Raw genomic sequence first — 16,025 nt, forward strand, 5'->3', positions numbered from 1 at the left:
TCGCCGCAGGCGGCTAAAGCGGCAGTCAGGGCCACGATCAAAAGTTTGTTAGACAGAGGAGTTATTGGCGACATGAATGGTATGTATGACTTGAAATTGAAAGGACTGCGGCAAAGAAAGCTTAGCCCAGCCCGGAGCTAATTCGGCTTTCCGACTTCTTGGACATTTCCGGATTCGGGAGCGGCATCGTGGGACTTCGCAACCTCCCCTCGTCGATAGGTTTGCTTGCGCAGCTTATCCTCGTATTCCTGAGCAAGCGATTCCATTTCAACACTCTTGAATCCGAAAACCGGTTCGGACTTAAATAGCGCCTCCATGACGCCCTGCTTATCATAGCCATCCAGCATTTTCTTCGCGGCTTCAAACAACTTGAGGTTTTTGCCTTCGCAGCCCTGCAATTCGGCCTCCGTTGTACGCTGGGCATTTTGCAGCTCGGCATGTGCCGCCGCTAGATTGGCCTTTTCCTGATTCAGCACCTTATACTTTTCGATTACTTCCAGCAACTTGGCATGAGTTTGCTCAAGCCGAGACTTGACTTCGGCAATGCTGCTTTTTTGTGCGGCCAATTCGCCGCTTACGCGCTCCTTGTCCGAAACCGCGTCTGTTTTTTCCTTCTTGATTTGGTCTATTTCCGACGCTAGCTTGTCCTTTTCGGCTTTAAGCTGATCCCGCTCGGTTGTCATATCCTTAACCATCGATTGCAGCTTGGCGACCATCTTATTGCTGCCTGTGGCATCTCGGGGTGCTGCCTGCGCTAACACCGGGAGCAGACCGCCGAGTAAAACCCCGGAAAAAACCAGTTGTCTGATAAATTTATTCATGCTGATGGCCAATTAGAAACGTGTATTGAGATCAAGCTGTAATACATCAACACCGTAAGCCGGCCCAGTAATCACGTTCGCAGTTAACCAGCGAGCGGTCAGCCAAGTATGCTTGAACAAACCGTAGTTGCCGCCAAGGATCCAGCCTTTGGCATTGGTGCCGCCGAGATGGAAATCGGAGTCGGTAAACGCATCGAAGACCGCATCGCGTTCAAGGTATTTGTAAGCCGCAAAAATGCTCCATTTTCCAGGCAAATCATCCTTCAACCAGCCGAAATCGGCACGCAGCTTCCAGCCGATGGTTTCTGGAGTGACAGGATTGGTTTCTGCATGGGCAGGGTCATGTAATCTGCTGACTTCAGCCTGATTAAAACCGACGTTTTTCGCGAAATCGCCGCTAATTTTAAGGTGGTACGGCGCGAACACAGCGGTATCATAAGTTGCGCTCAAATTGACGATATTGTAGTCCGACGCCAATCCTATTCTGCCCGGTAACTTAGCCGGATTATTTATCGTCCCTTCATTGCAAATTGTCGCCAGTGTATTGCCGAACTGCTGAAATTGCGGTACCGAGGCGTTATTGGCGGGTGAATTTATATCGCAGGTTTCTGTTAGAGTTGTATTCGGTTTTGCTTGGACATTGACAAAGTCGTAATAAGCAGCCGCGACCTTCAGTTTATCCTGATTGGCAAAACCCCAGTCTAAACCCAATTGTCCGCCAAACAACCATTTATCGCTGCTCAACGAAGATTCCTGCAACGGGAAAGCCCCAACTGTAGCAAACACGGAACGGGACTTATCCGATTTCGTAGTCAAGCCTTCCGCGCCGCCAAGCTGATGGCGAACGGTGCCAGCAAAACCTTCAAACGATAAATCGGAGTCCCACACCAGCTCGCTGACCGCACCGGTAATTGCTCCGTCCCGAAATCCGCCTCCACCGGTAAACCATGGATTGGCGATGCGGCCGCCTGTTAGTGTCAGCCAATTGAATTTGTCGTCATCAATCGCATCATATTGGAGAAATGCACGGTCCACGGCAAAATCGTAACGTGATCCGGTATTACCCAAGGTCTGATTGGTCGAAACCGGATCTCGCTGATTGCCGGTTGCCAATCGTACGCCGGCTTTAAAATTGTCAGTGATTTTTGCATCGATACCCAGCCGAAAACGCTCGCGGAAACGCTGTCTATCGTTGGTAGTGTTTAAGAATGCGTTAGGCCCGGCATTTGTTACGCCACCGAGATCATTTATCGCCATCGGGTCGAAATAAGCATTAGCGATATTGTCCGATGCCATGTATTCATGCTGAGAGCGCAAGCGCATATCGCCCGAGATTGTGATGCGGTTGATCCATTCCGGCAGTGCATCGGGCACGCCCCATTTTTCCTGCTTGGCTTTCTGCATCACATCCCCGACCACTTCCTCGCGCAGCTCGCTGCGCACCTGCTGGCGAATCTCGTCCTTGACAAAATCAGGCACATAAGCCACGCGCACTTCATCCGGATCGGAAGGTTCATTGCCATTCGCCTCTGCCGCCTTGGCCACCGCAACCTGCTGCTCGGCGTCCGTCTCGGCCTGCTTGATCATGTCTTCGGCCAACTTGTCCGACAACACGCCTTGCTTGACCAACTGCTTGATCAGATTGGTCGTAGTATTGCGGAGCTTCAGCAACTCTTCTTTTTCCCCGGCTTGCGTCACTCCGGTCGCGCATAGCAATGCAATCGCCAACAGCGATTTATTGTTGTCCATGTTCATGTCCTGAAATTCTTGAATTCTTTAAAGTCGTGATGAAATTTTGAGTTTGATCGGCTGTTCCATGCCCGCCGGCGGTGCTTCGTTCGCTTTCCTGAATTTTCCGATCACTTTGTGCAATAAACTGTCGATTTCCGCGTCGTTGCTGCCGCGCGCCAATTCATAGCGCGACACCGAGCCGTCGGGGTTCAGCCAAATCTTGACGATTGCCGAATAGTTTTTTCTTCGCAACTCGTCATGTTCGGAAAGAATATCGAGCAAACTCGCCTTGACCGTGCCGGCATACCAGGCATAAGGATTCCCCCCGCCCAAAAGCCCCCGGCCGCCTTTGCGGCCAACCAGCCCGAAGGCATCAGAACCCGCCGTGCCTTCCGCATCCAGGCCGGTGTCGCCGGCTGGCTGCTGATCGGGCACATCCGGAAGCGGTTCTGGCTCCGGCGTAGGTTCTTCAATTTTTTCCTCGACTTCCGGCTCCGGCGGCGGCTCCTCGACTTTGGGCGGCGGCGGTGGCGGTGGCGGCGGTTTCAGTATCGTGATCGGCTGAATTTTTTTCTCGATCTTCGCCGGCTGTTCATCAATGAAACGGCCGATGACCTTGATCAGATAAAAAACCGCCGCTATCAGTATCAATCCGCCGATGATGCGCGGCAGATATACCCGCAAATGCTTCTTATTACTCATGCACCGAGACGGAACTACTTGACCAGGTTTTGCGTGACAAGACCGACCTGGGTAATATCCAGCCGCCCCAGCAATGCCAGAATGTCGACGACGCTTTGATACTGCACGGTCGCATCGCCCTTCACCACCACCGGCAAGGCGGGATTGACCGCCTTGTATTGCTGCAAAGTTGTTTCCAGTTGTTCCATCGTGACCGGAAAGGTATCGAGATAAATGGTGCCGTCGGCGGTCACCGTAATCGCTTTGGTTTGCGGCTTGGCCAGACTCGGCGTATTGCTGGCCTTGGGCAAATTGATCTGGATGCCCTGAACCGCCGCCGTGGTCATCAAAATGAACACGATCAGCAGAACATAAGCCAAATCCAGCATCGGCGTGACGTTGATTTCGTCATAGGCCGCATTTTCTTCTTGTACTTTCATAATAAATTTTTGTTAGCTGATTTTTTAACCGGATACCGTTAGGTCCAAGACACCTATAAGACTTGTCGTCATCTCAGCCTGGATTGTCGAAATCCACGACCGCACAGATGCAGGAGGTAGGCAACACAGGAGCCGTTGCCGAGGCCGCATGGCCGTATTAAGTTTGCCATCCTTGGCTCTGGATAAAGCAACGGCTCCCTGCCTTGCTTTATCGCCAGCATCCAAGAGTCAACCCGCGTCCTGGCGGGTATGACAACCATTGCGTAATCGGTATGCCTTAGGTATGCTGCTCGGCCAGCTTCGCGACGAATTCATCGACGAACACCTGCATGTCAGCGGTGATTTCCTTGATGCGGCTGCCGAGATAGTTGTAACCAAACAGGCAGGGAATGGCCACGGCCAAACCGGCCACCGTTGCAGTCAGCGCGCCGGCGATACCCGGCGCGATCGCGTTCACGTTGACCTCGCCGCTGACCGCGATCGCGGCGAACGTGATCATGACCCCGATCACAGTGCCGAGCAACCCTAGGAACGGCCCGCCGCTGATCGCGATGGTCAGAAGAACCATTTGCGAATTCAGTTTTTGCAGTTCCCGGATCAGCGCAGCATCCATCGTGGCCTTGACCGCCTCCATCGATTGCGACGTAAGTCTTGGTTCGCTGTCCTTGACGCGAGTCCCTTTCTTCAGACGCCGGTTCATTTCCTCGACGCCGACATGGTAGACACGGTAGATGCTCGACCCTGTAAACGCGCCATGGCTCTTGGTGAACGATAACAACAATGCCGATTCGTCATAGTCCTGATCGTCTTCATCGTCCTCGCTGTTCAGGTTGCCTATTTCCTGCGTCGTCAACTGGCTGTAAGCCTGCCCGAAACGTTTGTTTTCGCGGCTGATCCGGTTCAGTACGATCGCTTTAACGATCATCACCATCCAGCTGATCACGAACATGACGCCAAGGATGCCGATAATCACCCAGCCGTCCGTGGTCACATTCTTGATCGACCCCATAATCAGGTTTTCGCCGCCCTCCTCGCTGTCAGGAGTGCTGTCCTCACCGTAAGCCAGCACCGCTCCGGCAGAGCCCTGCATTGCAAAATCGAACTTGATTGCATTGGCGTCACGCACGGTCTTGAATACCGCCAATTGATCTAGCATGCCGGTAAAGCCGCGCGCGCCTTTAGCATCCGCGCCTAGCGTCAATTCACCGGTCAAATCACGAGTCTCCACACCCAAAGAGCCTACGGACACCCCATCGACATACAACACCAAGTTCGCAGTTTCCGCACTCAGAGCCAGATGATGCCATGTACCTTTGGTTAACGGCACCGGCCCCTTGATTTCCTGTTTGGAACCGGCCTCGACTTCGGCATAAGGCGTTTCCCCCAAGATGGATAAGGTCACAGTGCTGCCGGGACCCGATCTTTGAAAAATAACGCTGTTGTTTTGCGCCTGGTCAATTTTTACCCAGGCCGAAACGGTCCAACCGGAAACCGTTGACATTTGCAGCGCCGGAGTGGCCGGCACCCGGACAATTTGACTGCCATTGAATACCGCGGCATCGGCGATCAATCCGCCTTCTACAGCGGTTGCGCTCGACTCGCTCGGGTTATTGCCGTAAGCCGTCGCATCCTTGGTGCCGGCGCGGTCAAATGCATAATCCAACACCTGATTGGCGTCGAAAGCCCCGCCCGCATCCTGTGCATCCGTGGCGTTCTGATTGCCATAATACAGCCAAACGGCCGGCTCCTCGGCGGTAGCGATGTCGGCGGGCAACTTGACCCAGATCAACGCCATCTGGTTGACCGTGTCGAGTTTTTCGATAAAGAATTTCAGCGGCGTCTTTTCGTCGCCCGCCAATACGCGAACATCCTTACCTTTATCCGCAAGATCGGCAAAAAAGCCGAAGTTGCCCATATGCAGGCGGATCAAAGCAAAAGCCGACGCCGGCACAGTGACTCCGTCCTGTTGCAGCTTTTGCATGTCCAACGTTATTTTTTTCTTGTATGCCCAGTCTTCGTTCCACCAGGCCGATGCCATGGACGGAGCCAACACAAGTAACAAAAATAGAACGCCAAACTTTTTCATTCTTTCTCTCATTTACGTTTAAGCCGTGGAATTATTTCAAAGTCTCATTACATAAATATGACGCCAACACCGCTGACGGCTTGGATTTATTCAGCGCCGATTAAAAAACCGGCTTTATTTTTATAAAGCCGGTTTTTTAACGGATAGAGGATCAAGTTATGAGGTGCTGCGCGATGAGCGCTTCTGTTGCGGTGAATTCTTTTCCTCCGGATCCGAATCTCCTATGCCGATCACGTCGACGCTCAACATGCCCAAAGCTGCATTTTGGGCTTTTTCCGTAGTATCGTCATTATCTACGCCGGTTGCCGCTTGGGCGACCTGACTCACGCTTGCGGTAAGATTGCTGGTGCCCGTCAAACCGGCAGCCAAACTGCCCGTGGAAGCGACCGGCACACCGGTACCTATGCCACTCACCTGAATGTTGTTTGCGCCTAAGACCGCGGTCGCGGAGATCGTCACGTTGGTGCCGCCGATACCTGCTTCGCCGGCATTCACCACGCCTTTCGGAGCAAACAAATACACGTTCCCCGGAATCGTGCTGCTTGAGCTTGCGGCGGTTCGGATACCGCTTCCGGAAACGATGGGAGGAAACGTAATCTGCAAATTGCCGTTTTTATCGAAGCTGGCGACAGGAGGAGGCGCATCGATCGCCGACTTGGCACCGCGGCCTGCATCAATATCTCCATTGGAAGACCATAGAGTGATATCGCCACCATCCAGCGCGAATACCCGCGACTGGTTTACCAGAAAATCTCCGTTCACCACCGCATTGACCGCACCATCTTTTTGCGCGACGATGCCCAATTCCGAGGATTTTTTCGCCCCCGTAAACGCCACCGCCAAACCGGCGTTAACCTGCCCGCCTGGCACCAAGAGATTGATGTCGCCGCCGTCCAGTGTTTGAACTTTACTGAAGTACAAGCTCAGATCGCCTTTCCATGACGCCCCCGGGAATAAGGTTTCTATCGCCGCATAACCTCGTTCGTTGCCCAGATTTCCGGAACCTGCCGAAGCCGAACCCGACTCCCGGATTTCGTTCATATAAGCCGGCAATATCAGCGCATTGAGTCGCGGCTGAATTTCCAAATAGTCATTGGCCTTCAATGCTTTGAATCCGGCCAAAGCGTCAGTCGCAGACAACAGCGGATTGCCGGTGTGTTCGCGCATAAAATCGGTAATCAGCCCAGAAACCTTGGCATAATCGGCAGCATAAGTCTCACTACCCACCAGATACTTATCGATAAAGGCAACGTAATCAGGCTCCTTGCCGTTCAAGCCGGTCATCACGGAGATGTTGGCGCCCCGATCCGCCAAGACGGGATTCACCAGATTGCCGAGTGTCGACAAACCGCCCGATGCGCCGAGATCCACATTGCGCCCGGCCTTGACCAGCACTTCGCCCGGACCTGAAATTTCAATCTTATTCGGGTTATTAATCAACGCGCCGTCCGAACTCCGGTCGCTGGTGTAAACAAGGTCACGACCGATGTTTAAAAGAGAACCGTCGTTGGAATTGGCATGCTGAACGAGCAACAACACATTTTTAAAATCGCGTCCGGTTTGCACCAGCGCTTTTTTAGCTAGGCTGAACTGGATATTTTTGATATCGCCCTGATTGGTTACCAGTCGCGCCGGCTCGCTATCACCGGCATGCAGCGGCGTAGCGGCATGTACCAGAGCAGGCAAACCGAAAGGATTAAGACGCGCCGCCGCATCGCTCATATTGTTCCGCGCGACCGGCAACAAAGCGGAAGGTAATAGCGACCGATCCGCGTCAGACATGCCCAGCCGGTTCGTATCTCCCTTAGAAGTAATGTCCTGTACCGCCGACAGATTCAGAGCGCCCTGCGCCGACGGGAACAAGATGATCTGGTTATCGAGCATCACGCTGCCGCCGAAAGCCGTTGACTGTAGCGTTCCCGGATAAATGCCGGCCAACTTTTTCTGGTTGTCTCCCAATTGCACAAACTTGTCGATCACGGAAAGATCAGAATTCAGATGCACATTGCCGGCCAACGCGCTCGCGCTGACCGCGCTGGCATCGCCGTAAGTAAAGAAATTGGTGTCGCCGGAATTCAGCACCATCGCATCGGAAACACCGGCCAGACTCAAATCCTTCTTTGCCACCAAATCGATTTGGGCATCGCCCATCACCAATTGCGGTCCCGCAGTGAACTGGCTGCCGCCTTTAATCGCGCCGTCGGCTGTCAGCGAGCCCTGACCTTGCCCCAGGAAATACGCGCCGCCCGCGATATTACCACCGGCCGAAATGCGCATCTCGCCACCGCCCTGAACCTGCACGTCATTGGTTATGAAATCAAGGGAAGACGGATTAGGATCGTGGGGATCCGCGACAGGTTGACCGATTTGCTTACCGGTTGTCGGCATCATAACGGACAGGTCATTGATATTGCCAGAAGCGGATATTTCAACCTTGCCGCCTCCAAACGACCCGACATTTTGTCTGAACAACGGCGCATCGGCATCGGCGACATTGCCAATGCCTTGCTCGGCAGGCAGGTAGCCGAGCGCCACACCCCATGCGGTCGGAACTTCCTCGGCATGATTGGCATTAGTTGTCCAGTTGCCCTGGCGCACCAGCCATGGACTGATAAACTGATTGGTTGCCGCGCCTTGTATATCCCCTCCGGCCTTCATAACAAGATCGCCGCCGTCGACAGGATATTCCGAATAAAACTGGAATGCGACACTCAAGTCTTGTAGAGTTCCGAAACGATCGGCATCGCTCGGCCTGCCGGCACTGTAAACCGTCGAGGTATCATTGGTGAACACGATATTGCCCCCCGATACGAGTCCGATGTCGCCGGTGCCCGTTCTGACGCTCGCATCGGGACCGATCACGAGATTCTTGTTCGCGCTCGTCATAGCCCGATCGGCTGCCGCCAAATCAGAACCGGCAGTCACTTGATATGACCAGGAATCGCCGCTTTGCAACATATCCTTAACTTGAACCATATCGTAATAAAGGGTTCCGTCCTTGAAAGCGTCCGAAATCGATGCATTCAGGATAATCTTGCCGCTGGCGTTCAGCGACAAAGTCCCGGGAAGATCGCTTAAACCGGTTCCTTCGTTATAGCGCCAATCGACAAAATCCCATTTATCCTGTAATACCAGATCGCCGTTATAATCAATCTCCACACCGGGCCGCAACCGGATGCCGCCGCCCAGCGTGTTTGTCACCGCAAGCATGTTTGCCGGGGCCATATAAGCGTCGGTATCCGCTTTGATTTTATCGATATCGGAGCTCGTAATGATGCCGTTAGCATCGCTATATTTCTTGACGCCTTCCGCATAAAAATGACTGGCGCCCTTAACCGAACCGGCAAGAGGCTGAATGTTGACGCCGTTCCCGGCGCGCAAGGCGCGCAGGGTGACTTCCCCGCCATTTCCCGCCGTCCCGCCTCTGACATCGATCACGCTACCCGCCTTCAGATTGATGCCGCTCACATTATCGTTATCCGCATCAACCGAAGACAGCAGAACCGAGCCGCCTTTGGCGTCGCTGCCCAGACCTTTTGCAGTCAGAGTGGAACCGTTCTCCAGCGTAATGCCGTCCCCGGCGTAAAGTTTGATTTGCCCGCCGGTTCCTGCGGCATCGGCTTTAATGGCCCCGGCCAGGCTGATCGCACCGCGATCCGCCGACAGAGTTACGGTTTGTGCGTTTATCGACGAATCTGCGGCCTGCACAATATCGGCTGTACGCGTGCGGAAATCGATGGCATGATTGATGCCTGCATCGCCCAGCTTATTCATCAAAGCATCGAAATTGGCTGTTGTATCGAAGTCGGCGACATCAAGTGTCGCGCTCCCCCCCGACGCCTTCAACTGGCCCAGTAAGGCAATCGACTGCTCAGGCGCTTGCAGAGTCAATTGTCCTCCAGGCGCTTTGCCGCCTCCGCTGTCCAAATTGACTGTTGACCCGGCCGCCAGGATCACCTTGCCGTGATCAGCCGTTATTTTCAGATCGCCGCCCGGCGTATATTCGGTTTTATCCGCAAAAGCGACCCCGCTGCCGCCTAAATCAAGCTGGGCTTGACTGCCAATCGTTACATCTCCCGATGTCGAATGAAGGCCAAGGCTGCCGGACGGCAGCAAGGCTTTCGTATCAAACGAAATCGCATCGCCAATCACATTAAAGGCGGCACCGAAACCGCTGCCGACTGTCTTCGCTGTTGTCAAGGCCGCAAATTGGACATTGTGTCCGGCCGCATTCAATTTGATATCGGCGCCACCATCAGTCGTCAGCGCGGGCGTCGCCACATTCAGATCGGCGGCGACATTAAGATTTCCCGTACCCTTGAGCCTGAACTCATTGCCGGCGTCAATCGCGACCCCATCGAAGCCCTGAAGGGTAAAGTTGCCGTTACCGATTTCAATGCTATCCCCCGACAAATTCAACAGCCCATGACCATCGACCGTCTGGTGGTTTACGGCCGCAAAGGTATTTTGCAGACGCAGGCTGCCGGCCTGGATTCCAGCCTGGTCTCCGGCCGCGCCGTGGCCGGTAAAGCCGGCCGTGTTGATCACCAGACTCTTGAATTGAATGGGATTTTGCAACCCATCGGAACCGAGTACCGGAAGTCCGCTGTCATCCACACGACCAAGATTGCCATAGATGCCGACACTGTCGCGTCCGGTGAGAACCAATTCATCCACCGCAAGGTTACGCAGCTTTAGATTGGACAGATTCAGTGCATTGCCGCCCAGATTATCGACTTCACCGAGATTGATCGTAGTCGCGGACAGGCTCAGCGATCCGCCCTGCATTAAAATATCGCCTGACAGTTGGGTTGACTTGCTGGCATCGAGCAGCATCGACTCCGACGCGGACAGAGTCGAACCTGCTGCAATGTTCAATTCTCCGGTAGCGCCGGATGCATTGGTCCTGTTCAACGTAACCTGTTTGTCGCCGGAAATCCGCAACAATGCGCCATTACCCGTAATATTCAGCGCCTTATCGCCGGTATTGACAGAGCCGTTTGCCGCCAGCGCCGCACCGTTCTGCACATCGATTCGATTGGTCGCAGCCACGATCATATCTGAGACATTGACTTTGCTGCCCTCGCCGAACACGACTTGCTTCGCATTAACGCTGACTTTGGTTTCCCCAGACGTTGCGTCGAAGCTGCGCGCGCCTCCCAACAGCAGGCTATCTATTTTCAATCCGCTCAGGTCGGTATCTAAAATTTCCAGGGTGCCGACCGTGGGCGTCGCACTCAGTTGGCCAACGACTGCGATATTATCGGAAGCGATGTCCATTCTCGCGCCCCGGCCACCGGACAGCGCATCTACCATAAACTCGCTGTCCAACATCAACTTGGTCTGGGCAATAATCGAAATCTGGCCACTATCCTTAGGTAAAACCGGCACAGCCGTTTCGTTTTTCAAGGCTTTCGCCGAATAGAAGTCATTGGCCAGATGTTCTTCGTATTGTGAATGTTTGCGAATATCTGCGCCGCTTTCGATGCGGAATCCGCTCCAGCGAGCATCACGCGTACCCGTCCCGGCCATCAATTCATAGCCCGCCACCACCGATAGCCCATTAATAGTCTTTGTCGTTAACGTCTGATCCTGTGTATTGGCTTGCGGCGTCACCAAAAATGCGCCGGGCAGCAAGGCGTAATGGGCAGGCAATACGGAGTAAATGCCGGCAGGCAGGTTATCCGTGCCGCTTAAATACACCTGTTTGCCAAAGTCAATGCCTCCACTGGCATATTGAAAAGGATCATATGGCGCCAGATTTGCACCCAAACCAGGCAAAATCGCAAAACCGCCCTGATAAGAACCGCTGCCGGGCTGCAAGTAGTCGTAGGAGCCGCCGGAACCCGGCAGAAATTCGTATGCATAGAGGTCGCCGCCGCCGGAAAGATCGACGGTGCTGCCCTTTGCCATGACGACCTCCGGCGCTTGCAGAAGCAGTCTCTTTTCAGGAGGCGTGTTAAATACCAAATTCCGGATGGAATCCAACGGGTACAACCAGTCGAGCCCGCCCTGCGTCACCCCGAAAGGAATGACTTGGCCGGCGGCAGATACCGAGGTCAAACTGTTCTCGCCGAGCGTCAACTGAGAACCCGCCTTCAGATTGATCGTACCCAGCGGCGCTTTGATCACACCGGTCTGATTGATCACCGGCGCTTCAAAGTTTAATACGCCGGCTGCGGACAACGGCGATTGATCGGTATTGGCGCCGGTTATGTTAATTTGGCCATTCGGGTTGTTGCGGACCGCAAAAGTGAAATTGCTCAATGTGGCCGGATAAATCTGGCTGGCGTTCAAATTCAGATCGGCGGCAGTCACCATTGCGCCCAGAAAATCGCGATCCGCTCCTGCGCGGATGCCGACGGCCCGCATGTCGTGCGCGCTATTCAGGTTGATATGGCTGAAACCGTCCCAGCGAGTCGCACCGAACAATTCAATCCATTGCGCATGGGCATTGAAAACCCCTTCGCCAGCTAAGGGAAGCGTATTGACTGTCCGGGTTTGCGAAGACCCCATTCTTAAAAAAGCGGTGTTCAGATTGACGGTCCCGCTGGTTGCGCCGTTTAAACCGGCCCAACTGATTTTGCTCGCGTCCAGATCCAGACGCGCCTTTGCAGACAGATTCACATCGCCTGCAAAACGTATCTCGTTCAGTGCGGACAACCGTACGTCGCCAAAGCCGCCTTTATCCAGCGTGTCAGCGGCTACGACCATCTGCCCGTTATAGCTGTCAGGAATCGCATCCCCAAACTGTATATTGGAGTCGAACAACGTCTGTTGATTTTCCCTGACTTGGATAGTCAATAGATTATTGGGGAAAGGCGTTAGCGGAAAATCGGGCGGCTGGCGATGTGAATTATCTAATGTTAACGACAAGCTGCCGCTGCGTGTCGAGTCCGAGCCGGCAAACCCTCGCATACTGCCGTCCAGTACCACTCCTTCCGCAACCGTGATGGCAATCCCGCCAGCGTTGGAAGCCACATCGGCCGGCACATAGACATTGTCCATCGCTCCTGTGCCTTTATTTGTTGATGGTAAATCAAGAACCGCATGCGTCCCGGAAACGTCGATCAAAGACCCTTGTTCGGCAATAAAATATCCTCTTTTCAGATCGAAATGGACCTGCCCGCCGTCCAATACCTCGCCCGTGCGGCGCCCCAAGACGTCAATCGGGTTCAGCAGTGTGGCTCCTTGCGCAAGCAGTTCTGCACGGCTACCCAAACGGACATTTTGAGAAGGATCATATTCGGAACCGTCTACCGGATTGATCGACACATTGATCGTGCCGGCCGGCGCCGCAATACGCCCGTCCACATAAATGCTGCCTAGCGAGGAAGCCAAACTGACGGTCGATCCAACGTCCGTTGCGATAGAACTGCCGGTTGCGACTACTACATCTCGTGTACCAGCCAGACTTAGCGCGAACGACTGACGCAAATGCTCGGGCAAAAGCCGCATATTCGCAATAGGGCGTATCGAATCCGCGCTAGCCTTTTGCAGGTAGTCACTATTTAGAACCAGATTTCTGGTCTTGAGATTTAGATTCACATCTGATCCGACCGTTACGCCTTCGAGATTGCCGAGCAGTTTGATTGCACCGAAACCCGATTCCGGATCAAAAGCAAAAACGCCATTTTTCACCGCCAACCGTAATGGATCGGTGGTCTTGGAGCCTGCGTTACCGAGAATAATCTCGCCACTGTTCAACGTGAGGCTGCCGCCTTTACTGATGCCCACGGCGGACAATTTGCCATCCAAATGGACAGCCGATGACGTCCCGAGACCCACTGCCGCCAAGTCGATTGATCCACCATTACCGGCGCTCAATTTACCATTTTGCGCCAGCCAGGCGCCGCCGTCCGCACTGATTTTCGCTCCGGCGTCAAAATACAAATCGCCAACCGAATGAACCTTAACGGAACCACCGTCCAGATACAACGGATCGGCAGGCACTGCCGATAAACCTTGCTGCAAATCATTGATCCAGCGTCCGGAAACGTCTAAAACCGATGACGCGCCCAGATGCACATCACCCAAGGTTTGGGCGATAGCCAGGTCGATTGAGCCACCGGCGGCATGAATCCGACCCTGTACGTCGATCGCGCCCGCTTGCAGCGAAAACTCACCGCCCGGGACCATCCGGACATCGGCATCTTCGGTCAGCGACGCTTCCCCCCGGGTTTTAACCGTTAAATGCTGAATTCCCGACTGATTGAACAATTGCGTTGACAGCACCACCGCTTGCGGCTTGTCGCCCGTACCTGTCGGAAACGGATCGTCCAAGCCTAGCAAAACCGGGGATTTATCGGATTGAAAGCGAACGTCCGTAAATGCGGTCGGAAATACGGACGAATCGAACACAAAGCTGCCGCCGTCTGGACGTAAGCCGGGAAGCCGTTGGTAAGGCCCAGCATCGGAACCGGCGATCAAATCGCCATTCATCAGTAAATTTGGCGCCCGGATATTGAGCGATCCGGCATCCTTGCCCTCCCGGTAGCCTTGTTCAAACTTCCCCTTCCCAAACTGTTCGAGCGTGTTCCAAACTCTCTCGGTTCCCCATTTTGTGTGAACCTCCTTGACGACGCCAAAGATCGATACATAATGCTGATTGGGATCAGCATCGCTGATATCGACGATCTTTCCATAATCGGTTAACAGTTTGGTGGTACCGATATAACCGGAACGGTAATTGACCGACCCCCCAGAAATATTGAGCTTGGCGCCGTCATTGATCACGACGTCGCCGCTCGAGGTCAACTTTATTTCGCCGCCTTTGCTCAAGCGTTCTTTGATTCCACGCTGAATCCGCGCCACGGCCCCGCTGGTATCGATAATATTGGTATCCTTGCGCAGATCTACTCGGACTGTCTCGCCTTTCAATACGCCTGTTTTTTGCAACGGCGCATCGCGAAGTTCGTAACTTTGTACCGAAATCTCGCCGACATTGCGCTCCATCGCCACACTCACTCCTTTTTCACCCGACACATCGATCGAGGCGCCTTTGTCCATGAAAACCCGGCCGGAAGTGCCTTGAGTGGGCGAAATCAAGTTATCCGTGGCCGTGATATCTACCTTGCCGCCGGGTACGACGACGGCCGCATTGGACTCCAGCGCAACGGTATGCGCTTTGGCCTGAACATAGGATTGCGGCTGTGCTTGTTCGTCAATCGCGGCGCCACCGTCGTTATCCGCGATAACCTGTGTTGTACTGCCGGAACCAAATCTTAATTTGGATTTAGTCCCTAAACCGTCGCCTTTGTCGGCGGCACGGGAGGTTTTGGTCGCGACCAAGGTATTGCCCTGAATGCCGTGTGCCTCTTCGGCCACTAGGCGGATCGAGCCGTTCACATTCACGGACGTGGTGGCGGTGACCCGGCCGTTCTGATTGACGGCAAAGCCTTCCAGTGTCGCATTACCCTGCCGAACCAAAATGTCGCCCGCATTGGTGACCTTGCCGCCGGTATCGACTTCCACCAGCAAGCCGGCAAACGGGCTGTTCTTGTCTGCGGGTTGCAGATAAACCTTGTCCTGACTGGCCACCAGGATGATTTGGCCCTGCTCGTCCGCGGACAGTGATCCCTTGTTCTCAATCGTCGGCGCAGAGATAATAATGCGGCCGTTTTTTTCCACATGGATCTTGGCGCCAGCGTCGATCAGAATCGATGCGGTTTTAGGGTCCAGAGAACTGCCGGGCTGCTGGGGCTCGATCGCCAGCGCCGCCTTGCCGCCATCGTCAAACACGCGAGTGATGCCGCTGTTGAAAACCTCATCGGTAATGTTCAGAGTCGAAGCCAGCACAGAATTCGCGTTGACGACAGAGTCCTTGCCGAAGACAAAACCGTTTTGGTTATACAGATAGATCTGCCCATTGGCTTTGATCTGGCCGAAAATTTGGCTTGGATCGGCCTGATGAATGCGGTTCAGAGCGATAGAAGAACTGCCGGGTTGGACGAATTGCACCGTATTTTTCGCGCCGACATTGAAACTCTGCCAGTTCAGGATGGCCTTGTCGGTCTCTTGTTTGATCAACATGGTATCGCCGGTCACCTGAGGCGGCAACACACTCCCGGAAGCGACAAAATTAGGCGAAGGCACCGGCAGATCCGCGTACACGGGCAGGCTGTTGCCGGCAATCAAACCGCCGGCGATAACCAGACGAATGCACGAAACCACCGGTTTTAACTTGAAGAGATCGATAGATTCGATGCAGGATAATTTATTGCTATGACCGCTGGCCATCATATTTCCAACCCGTATGACAAAACT

The 16,025-nt window shown here is 54.0% G+C and carries 6 protein-coding genes; all 6 read right to left on the reverse strand.

The window, feature by feature from the left end; all coding sequences use genetic code 11:
- Nucleotides 1-137: 137 nt before the first annotated feature.
- The 6 genes from ACEPPP_RS09120 to ACEPPP_RS09145 all read right to left on the reverse strand — a co-directional run bounded on the left by ACEPPP_RS09120 (nt 138) and on the right by ACEPPP_RS09145 (nt 16,001).
- The gene (locus tag ACEPPP_RS09120; RefSeq protein ID WP_374090770.1) at nt 138-821 is read right to left on the reverse strand and encodes a hypothetical protein; all 684 of its coding nucleotides are present in this window, start codon (nt 819-821) and stop codon (nt 138-140) included.
- A gap of 12 nt (nt 822-833) precedes the next feature.
- Nucleotides 834-2,570 carry a putative porin gene (locus tag ACEPPP_RS09125; protein WP_374090771.1) on the reverse strand — a complete coding sequence of 579 codons (1,737 nt, stop codon included), beginning with the start codon at nt 2,568-2,570 and terminating at the stop codon, nt 834-836.
- A gap of 27 nt (nt 2,571-2,597) precedes the next feature.
- A complete protein-coding gene (locus tag ACEPPP_RS09130) occupies nt 2,598-3,254 on the reverse strand; it encodes a TonB C-terminal domain-containing protein (protein ID WP_374090772.1) in 657 nt (218 codons plus the stop codon).
- 14 nt (nt 3,255-3,268) lie between these two features.
- Nucleotides 3,269-3,673 carry an ExbD/TolR family protein gene (locus ACEPPP_RS09135; RefSeq protein WP_374090773.1) on the reverse strand — a complete coding sequence of 135 codons (405 nt, stop codon included), beginning with the start codon at nt 3,671-3,673 and terminating at the stop codon, nt 3,269-3,271.
- Nucleotides 3,674-3,950: 277 nt separating this feature from the next.
- Complete coding sequence (locus ACEPPP_RS09140; protein WP_374090774.1) at nt 3,951-5,759, reverse strand: DUF2341 domain-containing protein; 1,809 nt, start codon at nt 5,757-5,759, stop codon at nt 3,951-3,953.
- Between the two features lie 156 nt (nt 5,760-5,915).
- Nucleotides 5,916-16,001 carry a filamentous haemagglutinin family protein gene (locus ACEPPP_RS09145; RefSeq protein WP_374090776.1) on the reverse strand — a complete coding sequence of 3,362 codons (10,086 nt, stop codon included), beginning with the start codon at nt 15,999-16,001 and terminating at the stop codon, nt 5,916-5,918.
- Between the last annotated feature and the right edge of the window lie 24 nt (nt 16,002-16,025).

Source organism: Methylomicrobium lacus (assembly GCF_041897535.1).
Taxonomy (GTDB): Bacteria; Pseudomonadota; Gammaproteobacteria; order Methylococcales; family Methylomonadaceae; genus Methylomicrobium; species Methylomicrobium lacus_A.